At 37.0% G+C, this 18,641-nt stretch carries 22 protein-coding genes; 15 read left to right on the top strand and 7 right to left on the bottom strand.

Going from position 1 to position 18,641, the window contains the following annotated elements:
• Positions 1 to 36 precede the first annotated feature (36 nt).
• The 7 genes from AC2UOP_RS04065 (at position 37) to AC2UOP_RS04035 (ending at position 2,498) form a co-directional block, all read left to right on the top strand.
• On the top strand, positions 37 to 240 hold the full coding sequence (locus tag AC2UOP_RS04065; protein WP_070600626.1) for a type II toxin-antitoxin system HicA family toxin: 204 nt from the start codon (positions 37 to 39) through the stop codon (positions 238 to 240).
• Positions 241 to 272: 32 nt separating this feature from the next.
• On the top strand, positions 273 to 680 hold the full coding sequence (locus AC2UOP_RS04060) for a type II toxin-antitoxin system HicB family antitoxin (protein ID WP_070600625.1): 408 nt from the start codon (positions 273 to 275) through the stop codon (positions 678 to 680).
• 123 nt (positions 681 to 803) lie between these two features.
• The gene (locus AC2UOP_RS04055; protein ID WP_484832725.1) at positions 804 to 992 is read left to right on the top strand and encodes a hypothetical protein; all 189 of its coding nucleotides are present in this window, start codon (positions 804 to 806) and stop codon (positions 990 to 992) included.
• Positions 993 to 1,070: 78 nt separating this feature from the next.
• Positions 1,071 to 1,256 carry a type II toxin-antitoxin system CcdA family antitoxin gene (locus AC2UOP_RS04050; protein ID WP_154648855.1) on the top strand — a complete coding sequence of 62 codons (186 nt, stop codon included), beginning with the start codon at positions 1,071 to 1,073 and terminating at the stop codon, positions 1,254 to 1,256.
• Positions 1,257 to 1,522: 266 nt separating this feature from the next.
• Positions 1,523 to 1,714 (top strand): type II toxin-antitoxin system HicA family toxin, encoded by a 192-nt coding sequence (locus tag AC2UOP_RS04045; protein WP_070600620.1) that lies wholly within the window; start codon positions 1,523 to 1,525, stop codon positions 1,712 to 1,714.
• A 28-nt stretch (positions 1,715 to 1,742) separates the two neighbouring features.
• Positions 1,743 to 2,141, top strand: a complete 399-nt coding sequence (locus AC2UOP_RS04040) for a type II toxin-antitoxin system HicB family antitoxin (protein WP_070600618.1) — start codon at positions 1,743 to 1,745, stop codon at positions 2,139 to 2,141.
• 51 nt (positions 2,142 to 2,192) lie between these two features.
• Positions 2,193 to 2,498, top strand: coding sequence for a hypothetical protein (locus AC2UOP_RS04035; RefSeq protein ID WP_484832724.1), 306 nt, complete (start codon positions 2,193 to 2,195; stop codon positions 2,496 to 2,498).
• Positions 2,499 to 2,772: 274 nt separating this feature from the next.
• Here AC2UOP_RS04035 and AC2UOP_RS04030 read toward each other — a convergent pair whose 3' ends face one another.
• The 4 genes from AC2UOP_RS04030 to AC2UOP_RS04015 all read right to left on the bottom strand — a co-directional run bounded on the left by AC2UOP_RS04030 (position 2,773) and on the right by AC2UOP_RS04015 (position 6,142).
• On the bottom strand, positions 2,773 to 3,309 hold the full coding sequence (locus AC2UOP_RS04030) for a hypothetical protein (RefSeq protein ID WP_070600615.1): 537 nt from the start codon (positions 3,307 to 3,309) through the stop codon (positions 2,773 to 2,775).
• A complete protein-coding gene (locus AC2UOP_RS04025; RefSeq protein WP_480021835.1) occupies positions 3,299 to 4,555 on the bottom strand; it encodes an AAA family ATPase in 1,257 nt (418 codons plus the stop codon). Before AC2UOP_RS04025 ends, AC2UOP_RS04030 begins: the two co-directional genes overlap by 11 nt.
• Positions 4,556 to 4,694: 139 nt before the next feature.
• Positions 4,695 to 5,411 (bottom strand): DUF554 domain-containing protein, encoded by a 717-nt coding sequence (locus AC2UOP_RS04020; RefSeq protein ID WP_484832723.1) that lies wholly within the window; start codon positions 5,409 to 5,411, stop codon positions 4,695 to 4,697.
• Positions 5,411 to 6,142: an HAD family hydrolase gene (locus tag AC2UOP_RS04015; RefSeq protein ID WP_484832722.1), complete on the bottom strand. Its 732-nt coding sequence runs from the start codon at positions 6,140 to 6,142 to the stop codon at positions 5,411 to 5,413. Before AC2UOP_RS04015 ends, AC2UOP_RS04020 begins: the two co-directional genes overlap by 1 nt.
• A 423-nt stretch (positions 6,143 to 6,565) precedes the next feature.
• On the opposite strand from AC2UOP_RS04015, the gene AC2UOP_RS04010 reads away from it, so the two are divergent.
• The 3 genes from AC2UOP_RS04010 to AC2UOP_RS04000 all read left to right on the top strand — a co-directional run bounded on the left by AC2UOP_RS04010 (position 6,566) and on the right by AC2UOP_RS04000 (position 8,686).
• Positions 6,566 to 7,885 carry an MATE family efflux transporter gene (locus tag AC2UOP_RS04010; RefSeq protein ID WP_484832748.1) on the top strand — a complete coding sequence of 440 codons (1,320 nt, stop codon included), beginning with the start codon at positions 6,566 to 6,568 and terminating at the stop codon, positions 7,883 to 7,885.
• Positions 7,886 to 8,049: 164 nt separating this feature from the next.
• Positions 8,050 to 8,247, top strand: a complete 198-nt coding sequence (locus tag AC2UOP_RS04005) for a type II toxin-antitoxin system HicA family toxin (protein ID WP_480020397.1) — start codon at positions 8,050 to 8,052, stop codon at positions 8,245 to 8,247.
• 34 nt (positions 8,248 to 8,281) lie between these two features.
• A complete protein-coding gene (locus AC2UOP_RS04000) occupies positions 8,282 to 8,686 on the top strand; it encodes a type II toxin-antitoxin system HicB family antitoxin (protein WP_304016749.1) in 405 nt (134 codons plus the stop codon).
• A 451-nt stretch (positions 8,687 to 9,137) separates the two neighbouring features.
• On the opposite strand, the gene AC2UOP_RS03995 is transcribed toward AC2UOP_RS04000, so the two are convergent.
• A complete protein-coding gene (locus AC2UOP_RS03995) occupies positions 9,138 to 10,043 on the bottom strand; it encodes a radical SAM protein (RefSeq protein ID WP_484832721.1) in 906 nt (301 codons plus the stop codon).
• A 377-nt stretch (positions 10,044 to 10,420) separates the two neighbouring features.
• Between AC2UOP_RS03995 and AC2UOP_RS03990 the strand changes: the two genes are divergently transcribed.
• From AC2UOP_RS03990 to clpB, 5 genes are all read left to right on the top strand, one after another.
• Positions 10,421 to 11,338 carry an ABC transporter ATP-binding protein gene (locus AC2UOP_RS03990; protein WP_484832720.1) on the top strand — a complete coding sequence of 306 codons (918 nt, stop codon included), beginning with the start codon at positions 10,421 to 10,423 and terminating at the stop codon, positions 11,336 to 11,338.
• Positions 11,331 to 12,137 carry a hypothetical protein gene (locus AC2UOP_RS03985; RefSeq protein WP_484832719.1) on the top strand — a complete coding sequence of 269 codons (807 nt, stop codon included), beginning with the start codon at positions 11,331 to 11,333 and terminating at the stop codon, positions 12,135 to 12,137. The genes AC2UOP_RS03990 and AC2UOP_RS03985 overlap by 8 nt, the downstream gene beginning before the upstream one ends.
• Positions 12,137 to 13,093 (top strand): sensor histidine kinase, encoded by a 957-nt coding sequence (locus AC2UOP_RS03980; RefSeq protein WP_484832718.1) that lies wholly within the window; start codon positions 12,137 to 12,139, stop codon positions 13,091 to 13,093. Before AC2UOP_RS03985 ends, AC2UOP_RS03980 begins: the two co-directional genes overlap by 1 nt.
• Before the next feature lie 439 nt (positions 13,094 to 13,532).
• Entirely contained in the window at positions 13,533 to 14,522 is a 990-nt protein-coding gene (locus AC2UOP_RS03975) for a DnaJ C-terminal domain-containing protein (protein WP_484832717.1), read from the top strand.
• Between the two features lie 20 nt (positions 14,523 to 14,542).
• Complete coding sequence (gene clpB / locus AC2UOP_RS03970) at positions 14,543 to 17,122, top strand: ATP-dependent chaperone ClpB (RefSeq protein ID WP_484832716.1); 2,580 nt, start codon at positions 14,543 to 14,545, stop codon at positions 17,120 to 17,122.
• A 53-nt stretch (positions 17,123 to 17,175) separates the two neighbouring features.
• On the opposite strand, the gene AC2UOP_RS03965 is transcribed toward clpB, so the two are convergent.
• Entirely contained in the window at positions 17,176 to 17,880 is a 705-nt protein-coding gene (locus AC2UOP_RS03965) for an ABC transporter permease (protein ID WP_484832715.1), read from the bottom strand.
• An 8-nt stretch (positions 17,881 to 17,888) separates the two neighbouring features.
• Entirely contained in the window at positions 17,889 to 18,641 is a 753-nt protein-coding gene (locus AC2UOP_RS03960) for a hypothetical protein (protein ID WP_484832714.1), read from the bottom strand.

The following is an 18,641-nucleotide window of genomic DNA, read 5'->3' as shown; positions in this document are numbered from 1 at the left end:
TGTAATAATACGTATAATATATTTGGGAGGTGCTTTATGAAATCTTTATCCTCGAGGGAGATTTTGAAGATACTCAGGGAACATGGATGGCAAGAAAAGGGTCCTCAAGAGGGTAGTCATTTATTTATGATACATCCTAAGCATCCAGAACTTGGTAAGGTGACCATACCTCATCCAAGAAAAAGCTTCCCAATAAAAACTATGAGGAGTATCGAAAAGCAAACGGGAGTTAAATTTTAACTCCCTCCCCAATATTTTAAGGAGGTAGTCTTATGAAAGAGTATAAGGACAAGTATATCTATCCAGCGATATTTGATTATGCTGACGATGGAATATCTGTAGAGTTCCCAGATTTGCCAGGTTGCTTAACTTTTGGAGATACTGAAGAAGAGGCTTTGTTGATGGCTAAGGAAGTTTTAGGTCTTTGGATGAAGAATGTTGAAAGCGATAACGAAGATGTACCAAAGTCAAGCTCTTTACTGGATATAAAGCTTGAAGACAATCAAAGGGCCGTACTGATCGATGTATGGATGCCTCTTGTTAGAAAGGCTATAATGAATAAAGCTATAAAGAAAACACTAACTATACCTCAATGGCTGGACATAAAGGCGAGGGAAGAGGACATTAATTTTTCTCAAGTATTGCAAGAGGGACTAAAAAGAGAATTGAATATCAAATAGAATTAAGATTGACAATATTGTAATATTCTGTTATTATAATATTGATAGAGGCAGTGTTATTAGCCAACGAGAGGGGATGCTTTATTAAGAAGTGTTCCCTCTCGTCTTTTAAGGAGTTAGAAAATGAAACCTTTTAAAACTATTGATGAGCAAATTAATATACTTAAAGACAGGGGTCTGGTTATTGACCTTAAAAATGTAAATGAACTACTTTTTAAAGACAAGATATATGAAGTATATTCCTTTTTTGGGCTTGATTTAAGTTGCAGCAAGTTGCACATCTGTGATTATTTGGATAGATTTACGATGTAAACCCAGTGAAATAAAGCTTTTTATGAAGTTAAAACAGAAAATTTAAGTTGCAGCAAGTTGCAATACGAATTCTCTGACATGGATTTGAGTTTTAAGACCATGATTGATATCGATATGGATGACTACATCAGAAGAACGAGTGCTAAGACCATTAAAAAGACGGTTACCATTCCGAGCTACTTAAATGAGATGGCTAAAGAATATGGCGTTAATTTTTCAAAGGTCTTGACTGAAGGCTTGAAGAAGGAATTGAATATTAAATAAGTAAGAGGGCTATGAGCTCTCTTTTTTTCTCTTTCGCATCCAGATTGCGCCTGAGACTCATTCACTCTTCGGCAATGCTCGAGTACCATTAGTACGCTCCGCTTGCCTTAGAGCTCAATTTCGTCTCATGCATCAATCTGCTTTGCAAAAGAGATGTGGTGAGAAGTGAGTTGCTTAAATTTTATAAGTGACTGAAAAAATATAAAAAACTATTGACACGTACTAATAATACGTGTATAATATAAGTGTAAGGAGGAGGACATACTATGGCCCGCACAAAGCCTTACAGAACAGTTGTTAAAGCAATGCGAAAGGCAGGATGGCGTCTAGACCATACTGAAGGATCTCATGAGATTTATTATAAGGATGGCCGTATCTGTCCTGTCAAATGCAATAAGAAGGATATTCCTTCTGGAACTTTAACAAGTATTGAGAGGATTACGGGGCTTAAATTTTAGCCCCACCTCTATAATAGGAGGTATTAAGATGAAAAAGACAGATGCTTATCCATGTGTTGTTAGATATGAGGACAATACTTATTATGCCGATTTTCCCGATTTTGATGCCTGTTTCACTGATGCAGATAGTCTTGGAGAATTATTTGTTAATACAAAGGAAGTTTTGAATGGAGTTTTATTCACTATGCTTGATAATGGTCTTGCTCTTCCAAAGACAAGTGACGGTAAAAGTATTAATCTAAAGAAGGGTGAATTTGTACTCTTAGTTGAAGCGCCTATTGCAAGTATTGAGGAAAGGCTGAATAAAAAATCTATAAAAAAGACTTTGAGTATACCAAAGTGGCTAAATGATCTTGGTATGAAAGAAAATGTGAATTTTTCACAAATTCTGCAAGAGGGATTAAAAAGGGAATTGAATATTAAATAGAATAGACTAGCAATATTATAATATTCTGATATTCAAAAGAGGTGTATCATTATGAATAAAAAAGATAAAACTAATTATGAAACTCCAAACGCTGAGACTATCGAGGCTATAAAAGAAGTCGAGGCGATGAAGAAGGATCCATCTATTGGCAAGACTTATGAAAGTATCGATGATATGTTTGACGATTTAATCCTGGAAGACCTTATAAATAGCGGCTTTGAAGGGGAAGAGCTGCTTAATGAGTTTAAAGAAATTAAAAAGAGCATGCCAATGGCCGTGAAAAAATTAAAACGTGATGTTTTGAATGAGTATAAAAATGGCGAAACTATTGACTATGAGGAGCTTTTTGATGAATAAGCTAGTACTATTTAAATTTAGTTAAAAGTTTAAAAAAAATTATTTGATGGCTAAAGAATATGGCGTTAACTTCTCAAGGGTCTTGACTGAGGCCTTGAAGAAGGAATTAAATATTAAATAAGTAAGAAAGGCATGTCATTAAACATGCCTTTTGCTATCTAAAATGAAAAATAGGGGGAATTTTCCCCTTAATTTTCACTCTGGTGTTAATAAAATCAATTAACAAAATATATTTAAGAAATGAAAAATGATAAGGCGTATACCTTATCATTTTTTATTTTTCTTCATTTTTTAAAGCATTTATAAACTCTTGCGGGCTCATGAACTGAACATCGTTGAAATAAACACCTGTGCAGGCTTTTTTAATATTGCACACATCTCTGTGTGCATTACTATTATTGTCTTTAGCTAAATTTTTGATTTTATTACTAAATTTATAATACTCGATATTTTTCTTATAGACTAGAATATAGCCTAAATTTTCTCTAACTATAGACAATTTTTCATCTATTATGTCAATATATATAAGCAAGCTGTCTCTTATCTTTCCGTATAAATCTTTGCTCTTTGGATTTTCTGTGCTTTTAAACTCTACGAAATAATCTTGTCCATTGAATGAGATAACGCTGTCGTTTGATTGACTATCTTTAATTTTATGTTTTTTGCAATATTCTTCTTTTACTTTGTCAAAATTGATTCCTTTGTATGAAGATTCGATAAAGGGCACTGTCTGATCCATTGACATGACTGAAATGCTGTCAATTACGTCGCTATATGAGTCCAAGTAATCTGTTAATTGCTTAGGCTTCATCGTTTAGAACCTCGTCAAGTTTGTCTAGCGGCTCTGCCAATAGTTTATATATCTTTGCTGTATTATCTGTTACATCGTCAATGTTTGAGCCATCAGAATCACGTGTAACTAAGTAGTACTTTGTTTTATCATCAACATCGTACTTCATTGAATAAACTTCTATGGCTCTTAAAAAGTATGGGCTGTGTGTATTAAGCAGTATGTGCATATTAAAAACTTTGTGAATTAATACGATGAGCTCTGCTAAAACTAATTGCCACTTTGGATGCAAATGTATTTCTGGTTCATCTAGTATTATAGTGCCTTTTTCTTCTAAGGATCCATTTTCTAAAAGTGTCTTTAATATAACGAAAGCCTTTAACCCTGTTGCTATGTTTCTTACATCTAGTTCAAGCTTAGTAAGTGGATCAGAGTATGTGTAAATGTTAAGATTATCCTCAAGTTTACCTAAATTGATACTTTCTAATTTTTCTAATATAGTATTTAGTTTTTCATTTATTTTAATGCCTTCGATAGCGTCGTTATTTTTTAATTTTAATTTTTCGCATAAGTCATCTCTGTGTGAGCCAAAACTTGTTCTAATTATCATTCTTGTATTTAAATCATCCAAAACGTATGGGTCATCGATGTAAACTATATCTTTTACTAGTTCTATAGGCTTGTCAATGCTCTCAACTTTATCGTTATTAATATTTACTTTAACTGCATCGCCTTTTATCTCAAGACTTACAGAGCCATTGCCGCCATTAAACTTATTTATGATTTCTGAATTAAACTCATTGTTAAAAGATATGTTTATGACACTGTTAAGAATAGCTGTATCTGATAACTTTAAACTTTCTACAATTCTGTCAGCAGTATCTGCAATAAATTCAAGATTAGCTGAATTTTCTTTATCTAGTTCTAAATAACTTAGCAAATCTTTTTTAAGTAAATTTTCATCTTTTAAATACTCTTCTTTTTTAGAAAGTACTTTATTTGCAAAAGCTTGTATCAATTCACTATCATATAGTTTTTCAGCTTCTTTACTGTTTGTTACAGGCAATTTTGAAAGCAAGTTTAAAATATTAAATATTCTTCTTTCTTTTATCTTTTCTTTATATGATTTCAATCCATGAAATATAGCATAGAGTGCCTTACCTACAGTACTCTTACCGCTAGCATTCTCTCCAGCAAGGACAGTTATGCCGTCAATTTCTACTGAAGCATTATTAAAAACTCCAATGTTATTTAATTCTAGTTTCATAGGCACCTCCATGTCTGATATGATATCTAATATATTGATTTTATCATAAAAAGCTTTAAAAATCAATATTTTGTATTTAATTAACTAAAAAAGAAGTTCAAGGTGCACTCTAACTTCTTTATGTGTATGAATTTTTTTATTATAATGGCAAATATGCCGCAGCCATCGCTACGATGAGCGCTGGAAGCATATTGGCGACGCTAACTCTCTTATCGAAAAGCAAATTTATGCCGATGCAAGCGATTAAGACGGAGCCAACGAGTGAAAGGTAGTCAATTGCAAGGTCTGTCATGTATGGGGCGATGAGTTTAGATAGATAGGTGATCGACATCTGCAAAATGAAGACTGGAACGAAGGAAAATGTCGCTCCCTTACCCATTGACGCGGACATGACGAAGACGACGATGAAGTCCAAAACTGCTTTTAGAGCCAAAGTTGAGTAGTCGCCTGCGATGCCTTCTTGCATGGATCCGACTATTGCCATGGCGCCGATTGAGACGGTTAGTGACGTTGTGACGAAGGCGGCGATAAAGCCTTGATCTGAATCGCTTTTTGTCTTTTTCTTAAGATAGGCACCGAAACGCTCGAAGCCCTCTTCTATGCCGATGATTTCGCCAATTAGCGCGCCTATCGCAAGTGATATCACTAGGAGCATGGTTCTGCCGCTTTTAAGTGTACCCTCTGAGATGCTGAGCATGCCTTGCATTGAACCTGCAAGTCCTATGAAGAATATGCTCACGCCGGATGATAGTACGAGCGCTTTTTGCACTTTTTTATTTAGTATTTTTGAGAATATCCTTCCCAAGATGCCAGCGGCGATGATGGCTGCGCAGTTAATTAATGTGCCTAGACCCATTAGCAAAGCGCTTTCTTTAAAACTTCTCTAAGTGCTTTTGCGTCAGGTGCGTATAAAACTTCATAATTTTTTGGTTTTGCGCCGAAGTAGATGGCTCTCATGCCGCTTGCAAGTGCGCCGAAAACGTCTGAGTCGATGTTGTTGCCTATCATTGTGGACTCCCCTGGTCTAACGCCCGCTGCTTTCATAGCGCCGAAGAAAAATTTTGTATCGGGTTTACCATAACCAAAGTCGCCTGAAGCGAATACGTGGTCCATAAGCGTGTCAAGACCAAGTGTTTGCGCCTTTCTGTGCTGAATTTCGCTGATGCCGTCTGTGATCACACCAAGCTTGTGGCCGGCAGCCTTTAAATCTTTTATAAGCTCTAGCATGCCGTCAATTGCTTCTGTGTAGTCGAAGCGTCTTTTCAAAAATGCCGCGAAAAATTCTTCTTTTGTAGTTTCGCCCAAAATGTCTTTCACATCGTCATAAACCCCATTCTTGAAAAGTTCAAGCCTTTCTTCCTCGTAAGGCTCTTCCATAAGTAAGTAGTCAAGTGGGTCTATGCCGATGGTTTCGTTGCAGGCAAAGTCCATGTGCCTAATCATGCGCGAGCGAAGCGCAGTTCTTATGCGGCCTCTAAACTCGTCCGCGTCCATGTCGATGTGCAAATCCATCTGTGCACGCTCGAAAATTAATAGATTTGTTTTTGCTGTATTTAATATAGTATCATCAAGGTCAAAGAATATCATTTATATTTACCTCCATATTTTTTATTTATTATTTATTGTTTATTTCATATATATTATAGCACAATTTTGAATAAACTATCATAGCAATATGCATTTATTATAATTGAAGAACTTATTATGGCGAAAAATATATAATTCATTCAAGAGAGCTTTGGCTCTTTTTTTGTGCAAAGACAATGAATAGATATTTCGCAGAGCAAATTTGATGATTGAGCGAAGTGGATTCTTCCTATACCCCGTTATTTTGCGAAGCGATTTGATGCACGGGACGAAGTGGAACGGAGCGGCCGACCGACATCGTACATAGAAGTACGTTGAGGGAGGGCGCGCAGCGAACAAGTTCCGTGGGCAAATCGAACGCAAAAGAACTTGCCAATAGCCTGTGATTGTGTTATAATCTTATATATATAAGGAGGTTTTACTATTACCACGGTATCAATCAATAAAAAATTTTTCTCCTATATAATTCCGTCGCTCTCAGCCATGATCATCTTTAGCCTATATTCAATGGTTGATGGCTTTTTCGTGAGCAAGTACGTCGGCGTCGAGGCTCTAAGCGCGGTTAATCTTTCAATGCCTTTCATCAACATCGTTTTTGCGCTTGGGATAATCGCTGCAGTCGGCTCGCAGACTATGTGCGGCGTTTTTATCGGCAGAAAAAATTACATGAAGGCTAATAAAATTTTTAGCTTCAACATAAAAACTGTAACGATTTCTTCAATAATATTGACAGTGCTTTTTTATTTTAATATGGACAGGATTGCGAGACTTTTGGGCGCAACCGAAGATCTGGGGCCTTTGGTCATCGAATACCTAGGTCACATCGTGTATTTTGTGCCATTCTTAATGATTTCATATAATTTTGAAGTTTTGGTCAAGGTCGATGGTTTTCCGCGCTTGGCGGTCGCAACGGTCATCACATGCGGTTTAAGTAACGTAATTTTGGACTACGTCTTTGTTGGTCTCATGGGTCATGGTCTTGCAGGTGCAGCAGTTGCAACGGGTATATCGCAAGTAATCTCTACAGTTGTCTATCTAATTCACTTCACAGTTGGCAAGTCAAATCTTGAGTTCGTAGAGGTAAAATTCTCTTTTGATACGCTCAAATCCATATTTTCCTTAGGTGTTGGCGATTTCGTTTCAGAGGTCGGCATCGCGATGATAGTTTTATTTTATAATATATTCATAATCAAATATTTGGGCGAAAAATCCATTGCGACATTCTCTGTCATAAGCTATGTCAATAACCTTGCCCTCACTTGTTTTGCGGGCATAACGCAAGGCACTCAGCCGCTTCTAAGCTATTATTATGGTAAAAAAGACTACGATAGTCTCAAAAAGCTATTTCGTTTAGCAACTGCGGCGATATTTGTAACGGGAGTCGTGTTCTTGGTGGCATCACAGCTATTTCCAGAGAGGATATTTAGAATATTTTTGGACGTGGACAAAGAGACCCTTAGCTACTCGGTCGAGTCGCTTCGTAAATTCTCGATATCTTTCATGATAACAGGCTTCAACGTATTGATAGCAGCCGTTTGCGTGTCATTCTTAAAGCCAAAGTACTCAGTTACCATCAATATCTTGAGAAGCTTCGTGACCATATATTTGGCGCTTTTCGTCTTGACCATGGTCGAGCCAACGCTAATATGGTTCGCTTCAGCACTGTCAGAGGCAGTTACACTTATCTTTGCATATTATTTTTATAAAAGATTAAGTCGCGAAAATCAAGAAAAGTACGAGTAATTTCTTGATTATGCGAAGCATCAAGGTTCTCGGGATCCATCCAAAGCTTTAGCTTTGATGATGGGTGAGGTTCTTCTTTATCTAAGAAATTAAAATTTGTTTATGTAAACAGCTCTTGACACATATAATTATATGTGCTACAATATGATTGTAGGAGGCAAAGAATGAAGAGTTATAGCTCGAGGGAACTCATAAGGCAATTGATGGACGATGGCTGGTATTTAGTCGATATAGAAGGTAGTCACCACCAATTTAAGCATAAGCTTAAAAAGGGACGTGTTACTGTGAAGCATCCTGATAAGGATGTGCCAATACCAACATTAAAATCAATTGAGAGACAAGCGGGGCTAAAGTTTAAATAGCCCTGTGCTTCCTATTTATAAAAGGGGTGTTTTTATGAAATTAAAAGAAAGATATTGTTATCCTGCAAAATTCATCTATGAAGATGGCAGAGAAATAGCTGTTGTATTTCCTGATTTAGATGTTGCTACAAGTGGGGTAGATGATGAAGATGCTCAAATGTCAGCACGTGAACTACTAGGCATGGTTATGAATGGCTTAGAAGAAGATGGTGAAGAGATTCCAGCGCCTACGCCATTAAACGAGTTAAAGCTTGAAGATAACGAAAAGAGCCTTCTTGTTGATGTATATATGCCAAGTATTAGAAAGGCAAATATAAACAAGAGTGTAAGTAGAACTGTGACTGTGCCTGCGTGGTTAAACGCAAGGGCGATGGAGTATGACATTAACTTTTCTCAAGTACTACAAGAGGGACTAAAAAGAGAATTAAATATCAAGTAGATAGTATATGAATAGCACGTTTAGGCGTGCTATTTTTATATAATCAAACAGGTTTTGCAGAGCAATCGGATGGATTGAACGAAATGGAGCTTCGAAGCAAGCTTGGCCGTAAGTTTAATCAAAGCTATGTTCGCTTTCGCTCCATACCTTTGTAAACTCTGGCATAAGGCATGCATAGCCAATCGAACATCGCTAACACTCGTTCTCTTGGTGCATGGACTTAACAACCTTTGCGCTATGCAGAGCGATTTAATGAGATTGGCGTTGTACAGAATTTTTCAATAATATTTTGTTATTTTTATATAATCAAACAAGTTTTGCAGAGCAATCGGATGGATTGAACGAAATGGAGCTTCGAAGCAAGCGCAGCGTACAGATGGTACGTGAGCATTGCTGAGAAGCGAATGAGTTCAAGGCGCCGATTGAATGCGAAACCCTATTCTTTAAAATTTTATTCTTTGGACCACACCTGCCACTTCTTCATCTCCCTCCGTCTCAGCTCTTTTTCATTATTATTATCTCTATACTCCTTTAGTTTTCTTATCAAATCCACTTTGCCCTCAGGGAATTTCGCAAGTAGTGGCAAGGGATTGGTTTTGTGCGTTGCCTTGATGACCGTATTTATCTCAAGATTTTCAAGTATATATATTTCTTCGTCTAAAACTTCTTTTATAGAAAGTCTTGTAAATTCTTTCGCACGAACGATGTCCTTAAGAGGCGCGCGCTTAAATATTACAGTCGTCACGAAAACTATTTCGAATGGCTTTATCTCGTTTAATAATTTTGCTGTCTCAATTCTATGAGCCATAGTCATCTCTTTACCGCCAAGGCCTAGCATTATGTAAACCGAGTAGCTAATTCCAAGCCTTTCAAGCTTTTTGCAGGCTCTTAGGCTATCATTCACGCTGTGACCTTTTTTGTGAAAGTTCAAAACTTCATCCGAGCCGCTCTCAAGACCCAAGCATAGCCTATCCATACCCATAGCTTTAAGCCTAAGCAGCTCCTCATCAGTTTTACGAAGAACGTCACTTGCGCGCGCGAACATTGATATGTACTGGGCTTCGAAGTATTTATGTATAAGAGCAAAGACATCTTCAAGGAAAGAGGCTTTTACGCATAAGGGATTGCCCTCAAGTAGTGTAAATTTCTTGGGGCTGCGCTTCATCTTGTCATATTTAATTTTTTCATTCCTAAGGTAGTCCTCAATTTCATCAAGTTTAAAAATGTGAAATTTTTGCCTAAAATTCAGATCGCAGTAGAGGCATTTTTGGTAGGAACAGCCAGATGTCACGGGCACCATCACATTGTGCATCTCGGGCATCGGCGTGTACATGTAGATTGGATAAAAGCCTTCCATTATATATATCACCTCTTGTAATAATATTACCACTAATGTATTTTTATGTCAAAATTCTTATATATATATATATTATTCAAGTTTTTATTCACTAAAATTTTAATTTTACAAAAGAAAGTAATTATTTATCTTTATTCACTAACACCATTTTTCTTAGATAAAATGTGATGATTGGGCGAAGTGGACCGACGAGGCAAGCGCAGCGTACTAAGCGTACGTGAGCATTGCTGAGGAAGGAACGAGCCCAAGGGCGCATTTTATCAAGAAACCTTAAGTTTTTCTTAAAAATATTTAAGAAAAACTTAAGGGAAAATTAAGAAATAATTAAGATTTGTGTATTATAATAAACTCATAAAGATAAAAAAGGAGTGAAAACTATGAAAGAAATTTTAAAGGTAAATTCTGTAAGCAAGGTTTACGGCTCTTTCTACGCACTAAAGGATGTCAACATGTGTGTAAACGAAGGCGAGATCTATGGTCTTGTCGGCAAGAACGGCGCTGGTAAATCTACTTTACTTAAAATCATAACTGGCCTTAGCTACCAAACAAGTGGCTCAATCGAGCTTCTTGGCGATGCGGGCGCAAATATTAACATAGCGAGGAGAAGGACAGGCGCTCTAATCAACAGGCCTTACTTCATTCCAACGCTTAGTGCAAGGGACAATCTTGAGTACATCGCGATCAACAGGGACATCAAGGACAGAAAGAAGAAGGTAGGCGAAACTTTGGAGCTTATCGGCCTTGAAAATACTAAGAACAAAAAGGCGAAGAACTTTTCCTTGGGTATGCAACAAAGGCTTGCCATCGGTATCGCGCTTATCGATGATCCGGTCTTTCTTATCCTAGACGAACCGATCAATGGTCTTGACCCTATCGGTATCAAGGAGATCAGGGACCTTATCAAGCTTGTTAATCAAGAGAGAAAGACTACTGTCATGATCTCGAGCCACATCTTGAGCGAGCTTAACATGGTTGCTACTAAGTACGGCTTCATTGACAATGGCAGACTTATCCAAGAGATTACTAAGGATGAGCTTAATGAAAAGCTTAAATCGTCTACAAAGATCAAGGTTGACGACGCTGCCAAGGCTACTATAGTTTTGGAAGAGGACATGAAGCTTCACAATTACAAGGTTTTAGCTGATAATGTTATAGCTATCTATGATAATGTTAATAGCAGCGCCATATTCAAGGCCTTCCAAGACGCAGGCGTTGAAATCATCGAGATAAATCAAGTTAAGGAAGAGTTTGAATCTTATTTCTTAAGCTTAGTAGGAGGTAGAAGAGATGTTTAATTTTATGAAAGCAGAATTATATAGAATCAGTAAAAGAAAATACAATATAGGTTTATGGCTTTTTGGTTTTGTGATGTGCGCCTTTGTTTTATACATCTTTGCAGGTCTTCAAAGGAGCGTCACTGGCGAATGGGGAGTAGATCGTGACCTTTCAATGATGTTCTTTACATTAGGTCAAATACTATCCTTAGCATCCGTACTAATACCTCTAATGGTGAACCTTACAGCGCTTGAACCATACGCATCGGGCGCCATCAACAACAACCTAGCACTTGGCCAATCAAGGATTAAAATTTATTTAGCAAACGCAATTATTTCCTTCCTATACGTTTTAGTCTACATGATCATCATGTGCGCTATACTTATAGGAGTCGGCGCAATCATCGCACCTATCAGCACTATGTCATTTGCAGATATGATGAAGAACTTCCTTATAGGCTTTGCATATTTACTACCATGCTTATGGTTTTATGTGTCACTTGTTTTGTTCTTCCAAATACTTACAAGACACAGATCATCAGCTATCGCCATCTCTTATGTTGCCATGTCGATCTTCCAACCAGTACTTTATATAATTATAAATAAATTTAAATGGGATCCAAGATTAATAATCTTAGCACCATCAAGAATTGTACAATCAATAACTGGAATGATGGGAAGCTACGATCTTGCCTTTTTACAAAGCTATAATTATACAGATAAGATTTTGAATGTTTACAATAATCTTTATATCATGCTTGGCTGGATAGCTCTTGTTTGGGCTGGCATCTACTTTGTAGGTAGAAAAAGAGAATTTTAATGAAGAGGATATTTCCTGCAATCATACTAGCAGCGGCGCTAATTTTTTTAGTAGCCGCTCTTGGCTTAGATTTGATGAGCGTAATGCTTATACTATTGGGACTTGTTATTTATCTTTGCTACACCATATATATATCAAGAAAAGAGCTTAAAGAGTTTCGTGAAAACCTTGAGGACAAGGAAGCAAGCGAGATTAAGGTCGCTTTGCAAAGCTATTCTTATACGGGTGAATTGAATGAGATCTGTAAGATAATTGAAGCGATTATTGACTCGAAGAACACCATGGGTCAAAAATACAACGCCTCTATTGAAAACCAAAACCTGATGATTACAAACATCTCGCACGATTTTAGAACGCCTCTTACGTCCATCATGGGCTACATCGATGTCTACGAGAAGACTAGGGACGAGAAGTACCTTGAGATTATCAAGAAGAAGGCCGAGGAGCTAAAGGGTCTCATCGACGGTTTTTATGATTTTTCAAGGCTTGTGTCGAAGTCCTACAAGATTGACAAGAGGGTCTTTAATCTCGATGACTTTATCAAAGAAGAGATAGTGAATTACTACGACTACTATATCGCCAAAGGCCAAATGATTGATGTCGAGCTTGATAGAGTGAGATGCTTCCAAGATGAGAAGAATCTTAAGATAGTTGTAGACAATTTAATATCAAATATGATGAAGTACTCCGAAGGCGAGGACAAGATTGAGCTAAAGCTGAAAGATGGCTACTTTGAGCTAAAATTTTCTAATCTCGCTCAGATTGAAACGGATGATAGTATAGAGAGAGTTTTCGAAAGGAACTACACTATAGATAAATCGAAGAATGATGCGTCGAGCGGATTGGGACTGAATATAGTCGAAAATTTGTGTGAATTGATGGGACTAGAAGCATCGGTTGATTACAAAGACAATATTTTTGCAATTACAATTAAAGGTAAAGCACTTAACAAATAAGTTTTAATTTAAAATCACTTCGTCCAATCCATCATAGCGCAAAGGTTCTCGTTTATTTATAAACGAGGTTCTTCTTTTGAAGAAGAAGCTGGATGGTGGCGGTGTAAAATTTTGAGCTAAGTAAGGGCAAAGCACTTAACAAATAAGTTTTAATTTAAAATTAATTCGTCCAATCCATCGTCCCTGAAGAAGAACTTGGTATTGCGACTAAAAGAAAATTTGATTAATATAAAAAGATTTAATATTAGTGAATAAACAAAATTGACTAAACAAATAAAAAATAAATTCATAATAAAACTCATTGAAGCGAATGATATTTAATTATCATCGCTTCTTTTTTTGCGATTTTTTCACTATTTTCATAGAAAAATAAAAAATATGTTTATATTTTCATTTACTGGGTATAAATAAGTCAGAGATAGTCAAAGGAAGTGATATTATGGAGTATAAAGATTATTATAAGATATTAGGTGTCGACAAAAAGGCCTCTGATGCTGAGATCAAGAAGGCTTTTAGGACGCTTGCCAAAAAGTATCACCCTGATTTGCATCAAGGTGACAAGGCGAACGAAGAAAAATTTAAGGAAATAAATGAGGCTTACGAGGTTCTTTCTGACAAAGACAAGAGACAAAAGTACGACGCTTTTGGCTCGAACTATGACTTTAGAGGCGGACAAAACTTTAACCCAAACGATTTTGGTTTCGGCGGTTTTGGCAATGCTGGTAATGGCGGCACTTACTACAGATACGAAACAAACGGCTCTGGTGGCGACTTCTCTGACTTCTTCAATATGTTCTTTGGTGGCGATTCTCAATCAGCTTCAGGAAAAGGATCAGGCTTTAATATAAATGACATTTTTGGCGGAAAAGCGCAATCTAATAAAAAATCGGGCTTTAATATAAATGACTTATTTAGAGGCAAGGCAAAAAAAGAGAGACAAAGATACAATACTGAGCTATATATATCGCTTGATGAAGCTTATAATGGCTCGAAAAGGTCAGTTTCTTTAAATGTTGACGGCAAAAATATTAATATAAATTTAAATATACCAAAGGGTATTACAGCTGGCAAGTCCATAAAAGTGGCGGGCGAAAAATGGGGCGTAAGTGGCGACATCTATTTCAAAATTCAATTCTTGAAGGACAGCCGCTACGAACTTGACGGCCTTGACATCAAAACTAGCGTCGAGATCTACCCGTGGGGCGCGTATTTCGGCTGCGAAAGAGTGGTCGAAGTCTTTGACAAGAAGATCAAGATCAAGGTGCCAAAGGGCTACGACGTAAGCAAGCTTATGAGGATCAAGGGCAAGGGCTTTACTGATATGAAGGGCGCAACAGGCGATTTATACATCAGATTTAACATGGTGAACCCAAAACTTGATGAGGAAAGCGAAAAATTATACAAAGAATTAGAAGAAAAATATAAATAAATATAATAGAAGGTGATATTATGAACATGGATAAATTAACGAAAAAAACAATTGAGGCGATAAATAATTCGAACGAGGCTGCGAGGTCACTTGGCAATCCTGAGATAAGACCAGCGCACCTACTAAAGGCACTACTTGAAGACAAGGAAGGCCTTATCAGAACTACGATTGAGGCGATGGGCGTAAATGTAGACGGCATGCTTATGGATGCCCAAGGTATCATTAATAATTTCCCTAAGCAAAGTGGTTCAAACATATACACATCGGCTGAATACAACAAAGTTTTGGAACTAGCAGAAGAAGAGATGAAAAACTTTCAAGATGAGTACCTAAGCGTTGAACATCTATTCTTAGGTATTATGGAAGTGAAAAATGCGAACATCGATGCCATTTTCAAGAAATATAATATAACGAGAGCGGCATTCTTAGATACTTTGAAGGGCTTTCGTGGCAATCAAAATGTAACGAGTGATAACCCTGAGATGCGTTATCAAGCGCTTGAAAAATACGGCAGAGACCTTGTGGAATACGCAAGGAAAGGCAATATGGACCCAATTATAGGCCGTGACGATGAGATCAGAAACGTTCTTATGATTCTTTCGAGAAGAACAAAGAACAATCCTTGCTTAATCGGCGACCCAGGCGTTGGTAAGACAGCCATAGTCGAAGGTCTAGCACAAAGGATAGTTAAGGGCGACGTGCCAGAAAATTTGAAAGACAAAACAATTTTCGAGCTTGACATGGGCGCACTAATCGCTGGAGCTAAGTACAGAGGCGAGTTTGAAGAGAGATTAAAGGCAGTTTTAAAAGAAGTCGAAAAGTCTGAAGGCAAGATAATATTATTCATAGATGAAATTCACAACATCGTCGGCGCTGGCAGAACTGAAGGCTCTATGGACGCTGGAAACCTTCTAAAACCGCTACTTGCAAGAGGCGTACTAAGAACCATCGGTGCGACAACCATTGACGAATACAGAAAATACATCGAAAAGGACAAGGCACTTGAAAGAAGATTCCAAAAAGTTATGGTCACTGAACCATCTGTTGAAGACACCATCAGCATCTTGAGAGGTTTAAAGGAAAAGTACGAGGTTTATCACGGAATCAGAATTTCTGACCCCGCTGTTATAGCTGCCGCAGTGCTTTCAGATAGATACATCACCGACAGATATTTGCCAGACAAGGCCATCGACCTAATGGATGAGGCCTCGGCGATGATTAGAACTGAGATTGACTCGATGCCAGAGGAGCTTGACTCGAAGAGAAGGCTAATTATGCAGCTTGAGATCGAGAGAGAGGCTCTTAAAAAAGAGGACGACGAGCGCAGCATGAAGAGGCTTGAAGAGCTTAACAAGGATTTGCAAGCACTTCAAGAGGAATACGACATTAGTCTAAAGAAATGGCAAGAGGAAAAAGACAGGATAGAAGACGTTAAAGAGCTTAAGAAAAAGATAGATGAGACAAAATACGAGATAGAAAAGGCTCAAAGAGAATACAATTTGGAAAAACTTTCCGAGCTAAAATATGGTAGATTAACGAAACTTGAGGCAGAACTTAAGGAAAAGAACGAAAATGTCAATGAAAAGCAAAAGTATCTAAAGCTTGAAGTTACTGAAAACGAGATCAGAGACGTTGTATCGAAATGGACTGGAATACCTGTTTCTAAGCTTGAAGAGAGCGAAAAGGAAAAACTACTAAAACTTGACGAGATACTTCATCAAAGAGTAGTCGGTCAAGATGAGGCGATAGAAGCTGTATCGAACGCCATCATCAGAAACAGAGCGGGACTATCAGACCCGAACAGACCTATCGGCTCATTCATATTCCTAGGACCAACTGGCGTAGGTAAGACAGAATTAACAAAGGCCTTGACACAAGACCTATTCGACGATGAAAAGAACATGATTAGAATTGATATGAGCGAGTACATGGAAAAATTCGCTGTATCTAGGTTAATAGGCGCACCTCCAGGATACGTTGGCTACGAAGAAGGCGGCGAACTTACTGAAAAAGTAAGAAGAAAACCATATTCGGTAGTATTATTTGACGAGATAGAAAAGGCGCATCCAGATGTATTCAACATACTTCTACAAGTTTTGGACGATGGTAGACTTACTGACAATCAAGGCAGAACAGTTGATTTCAAGAACACCATCATCATCATGACAAGCAACATCGGTTCGCCAGATATACTTGAAGGCATTAGCGAAGACGGCAAAATTACAGACGAAACAAGAGAAAAAGTTAATGACGAGATGAAGGCCGCATTCAGACCAGAATTCTTAAACAGAATCGACGAGATTGTTATGTTTAAGCCGCTTATGAAGGCAGAAATCTTTGACATAATCGAAAAAGAAGTTGACAAGATTAGAGTTAAACTTGAAGCAAGATCCATCACATTGAGCATATCAGAGGCCTTGAAAGAGTATATCCTTAAAGAAAGCTACTCATCAGCCTTTGGCGCAAGACCAGTTAAGAGATTCATCCAAAGAACAGTTGAGACAAAACTTTCTAGAATGATTATAGCTGGAGAAGTGCTTGACGGCGAAGCTATCACAATGGACTACGACGGAAAAGATATTACAGTAAAGAAAAATTAATATTTGCATAAGAAAAAGAGCTTGTACAAAAAATGTACAGGCTCTTTTTGTGTTTATTTGCTTTCATATTTTAAAAATCTCTTAGAAAGATACAAGGATATTAAGATCTCCACCGTTGCATAAAAAGCTAATAAGCCTAAATCGTGAAGATTTATAAATCTTAAGTTGTTTGACTCAATCGCCAAAAAGCTTAGTCCAACTATTTTGAGTGCCCTATACGCAGTTCCCAAACCAAGTATAGTAAATATGCTAGATAAAAGCACTATGATGCCGAAGGACTTTATCCTTATGGCAAGTGCGCTGAATATGGCGATTATTGGAAGTGATAATATTATGCTCATCATTATATAGTAAAAATATATGCTAAAGTTTATACTAGAGAAATTTGCTATAAATTTTCCTCCTATATAAAATAAGAAGAAAAAATATATTTGGCATAGACTCACTATGAAGAAGGCTAAAATCGTCTTTGCTAATATAAAGGACATATTCTTTTTTGGACTCAGTCTTATGAATTTAAGTCCTGCTTTGTGCTCAACTGACCACAAACTTGCTACAACGATTGCAATTAAAGGTATATAGAAGAAGGAGAAGTAGAATAAACTCACTTGAGCCCACAGACTTTGCCACTCGTGCGTTAGTGAAGCCTTGTTACCCATGTAGTTTATAAGCCCAAAGGCGTTAGCTAATAAGGGTATTATGAGGCTTACTAGCAAAATATTTATAAATTTTATCTTTTTTAATTCTAATTTTAACATTTTTCCTCCTAGTCCTTCCATAAATTATATGATTTCATTGTCTTTATATAAATTATCATAAGCACTAAAAATGCAAAGGCAATGATTATGGTGTAGAAATTTATTGGGTTTAGCACTTGAACGAAGTTTTGGTTTTCTATCACATAAGAAACATTCAAAAGAGATGCCATCCAAGCAAATGGGTTGATAAATGAAAGCACTTTAGATGTTAGCATGGTGATGATACCTGTAAGACCGCCTCTGATTGAGATAAATGAAAGGGTATATACTTTATTCGATTTCATCTCCACTATCATGAAAAATCCCAAGAAAAATAAATTTATTATCAGTGCTGATAAGTTTACAAGTAGAAATCTTAGGAGCATTTCGCTGTTCATATTGAAGTTTACTGATTTTCTTGCGAGCAAGATAAAGAATAGAGCTTCAAGCGCTTGCAGCAAAATTAATTTTAGGGATAAATTTTTAAATTTATTTATAAGTATATGATTAACTTTCTCTCCGAGCATAATTTGAATTTTCCACATATTATTTTTTTCTTCAATCTCTATAACTTTTTTCACAAGGGACGAGATCAGTATTGGGTTTATCAGTAGTGATATAAATAAATAAGTGTCTAGGATGTAGGCAAGTGGATAGGCACCTTCTGCAAACGATTTCGAGTGGCTAACGCCTGCCACCATCAGCATTTGAGCGATAAAAACTACTATTATTAAGAAATTTATTCCAAGTCTTTTATATTTTTTCCTCTCTAAATTTTTCAT

Source organism: Fenollaria sp., from assembly GCF_057222035.1.
Note: the sequence above shows the minus strand (reverse complement) of the source record. Positions and strands in the feature narration are given on the sequence as shown.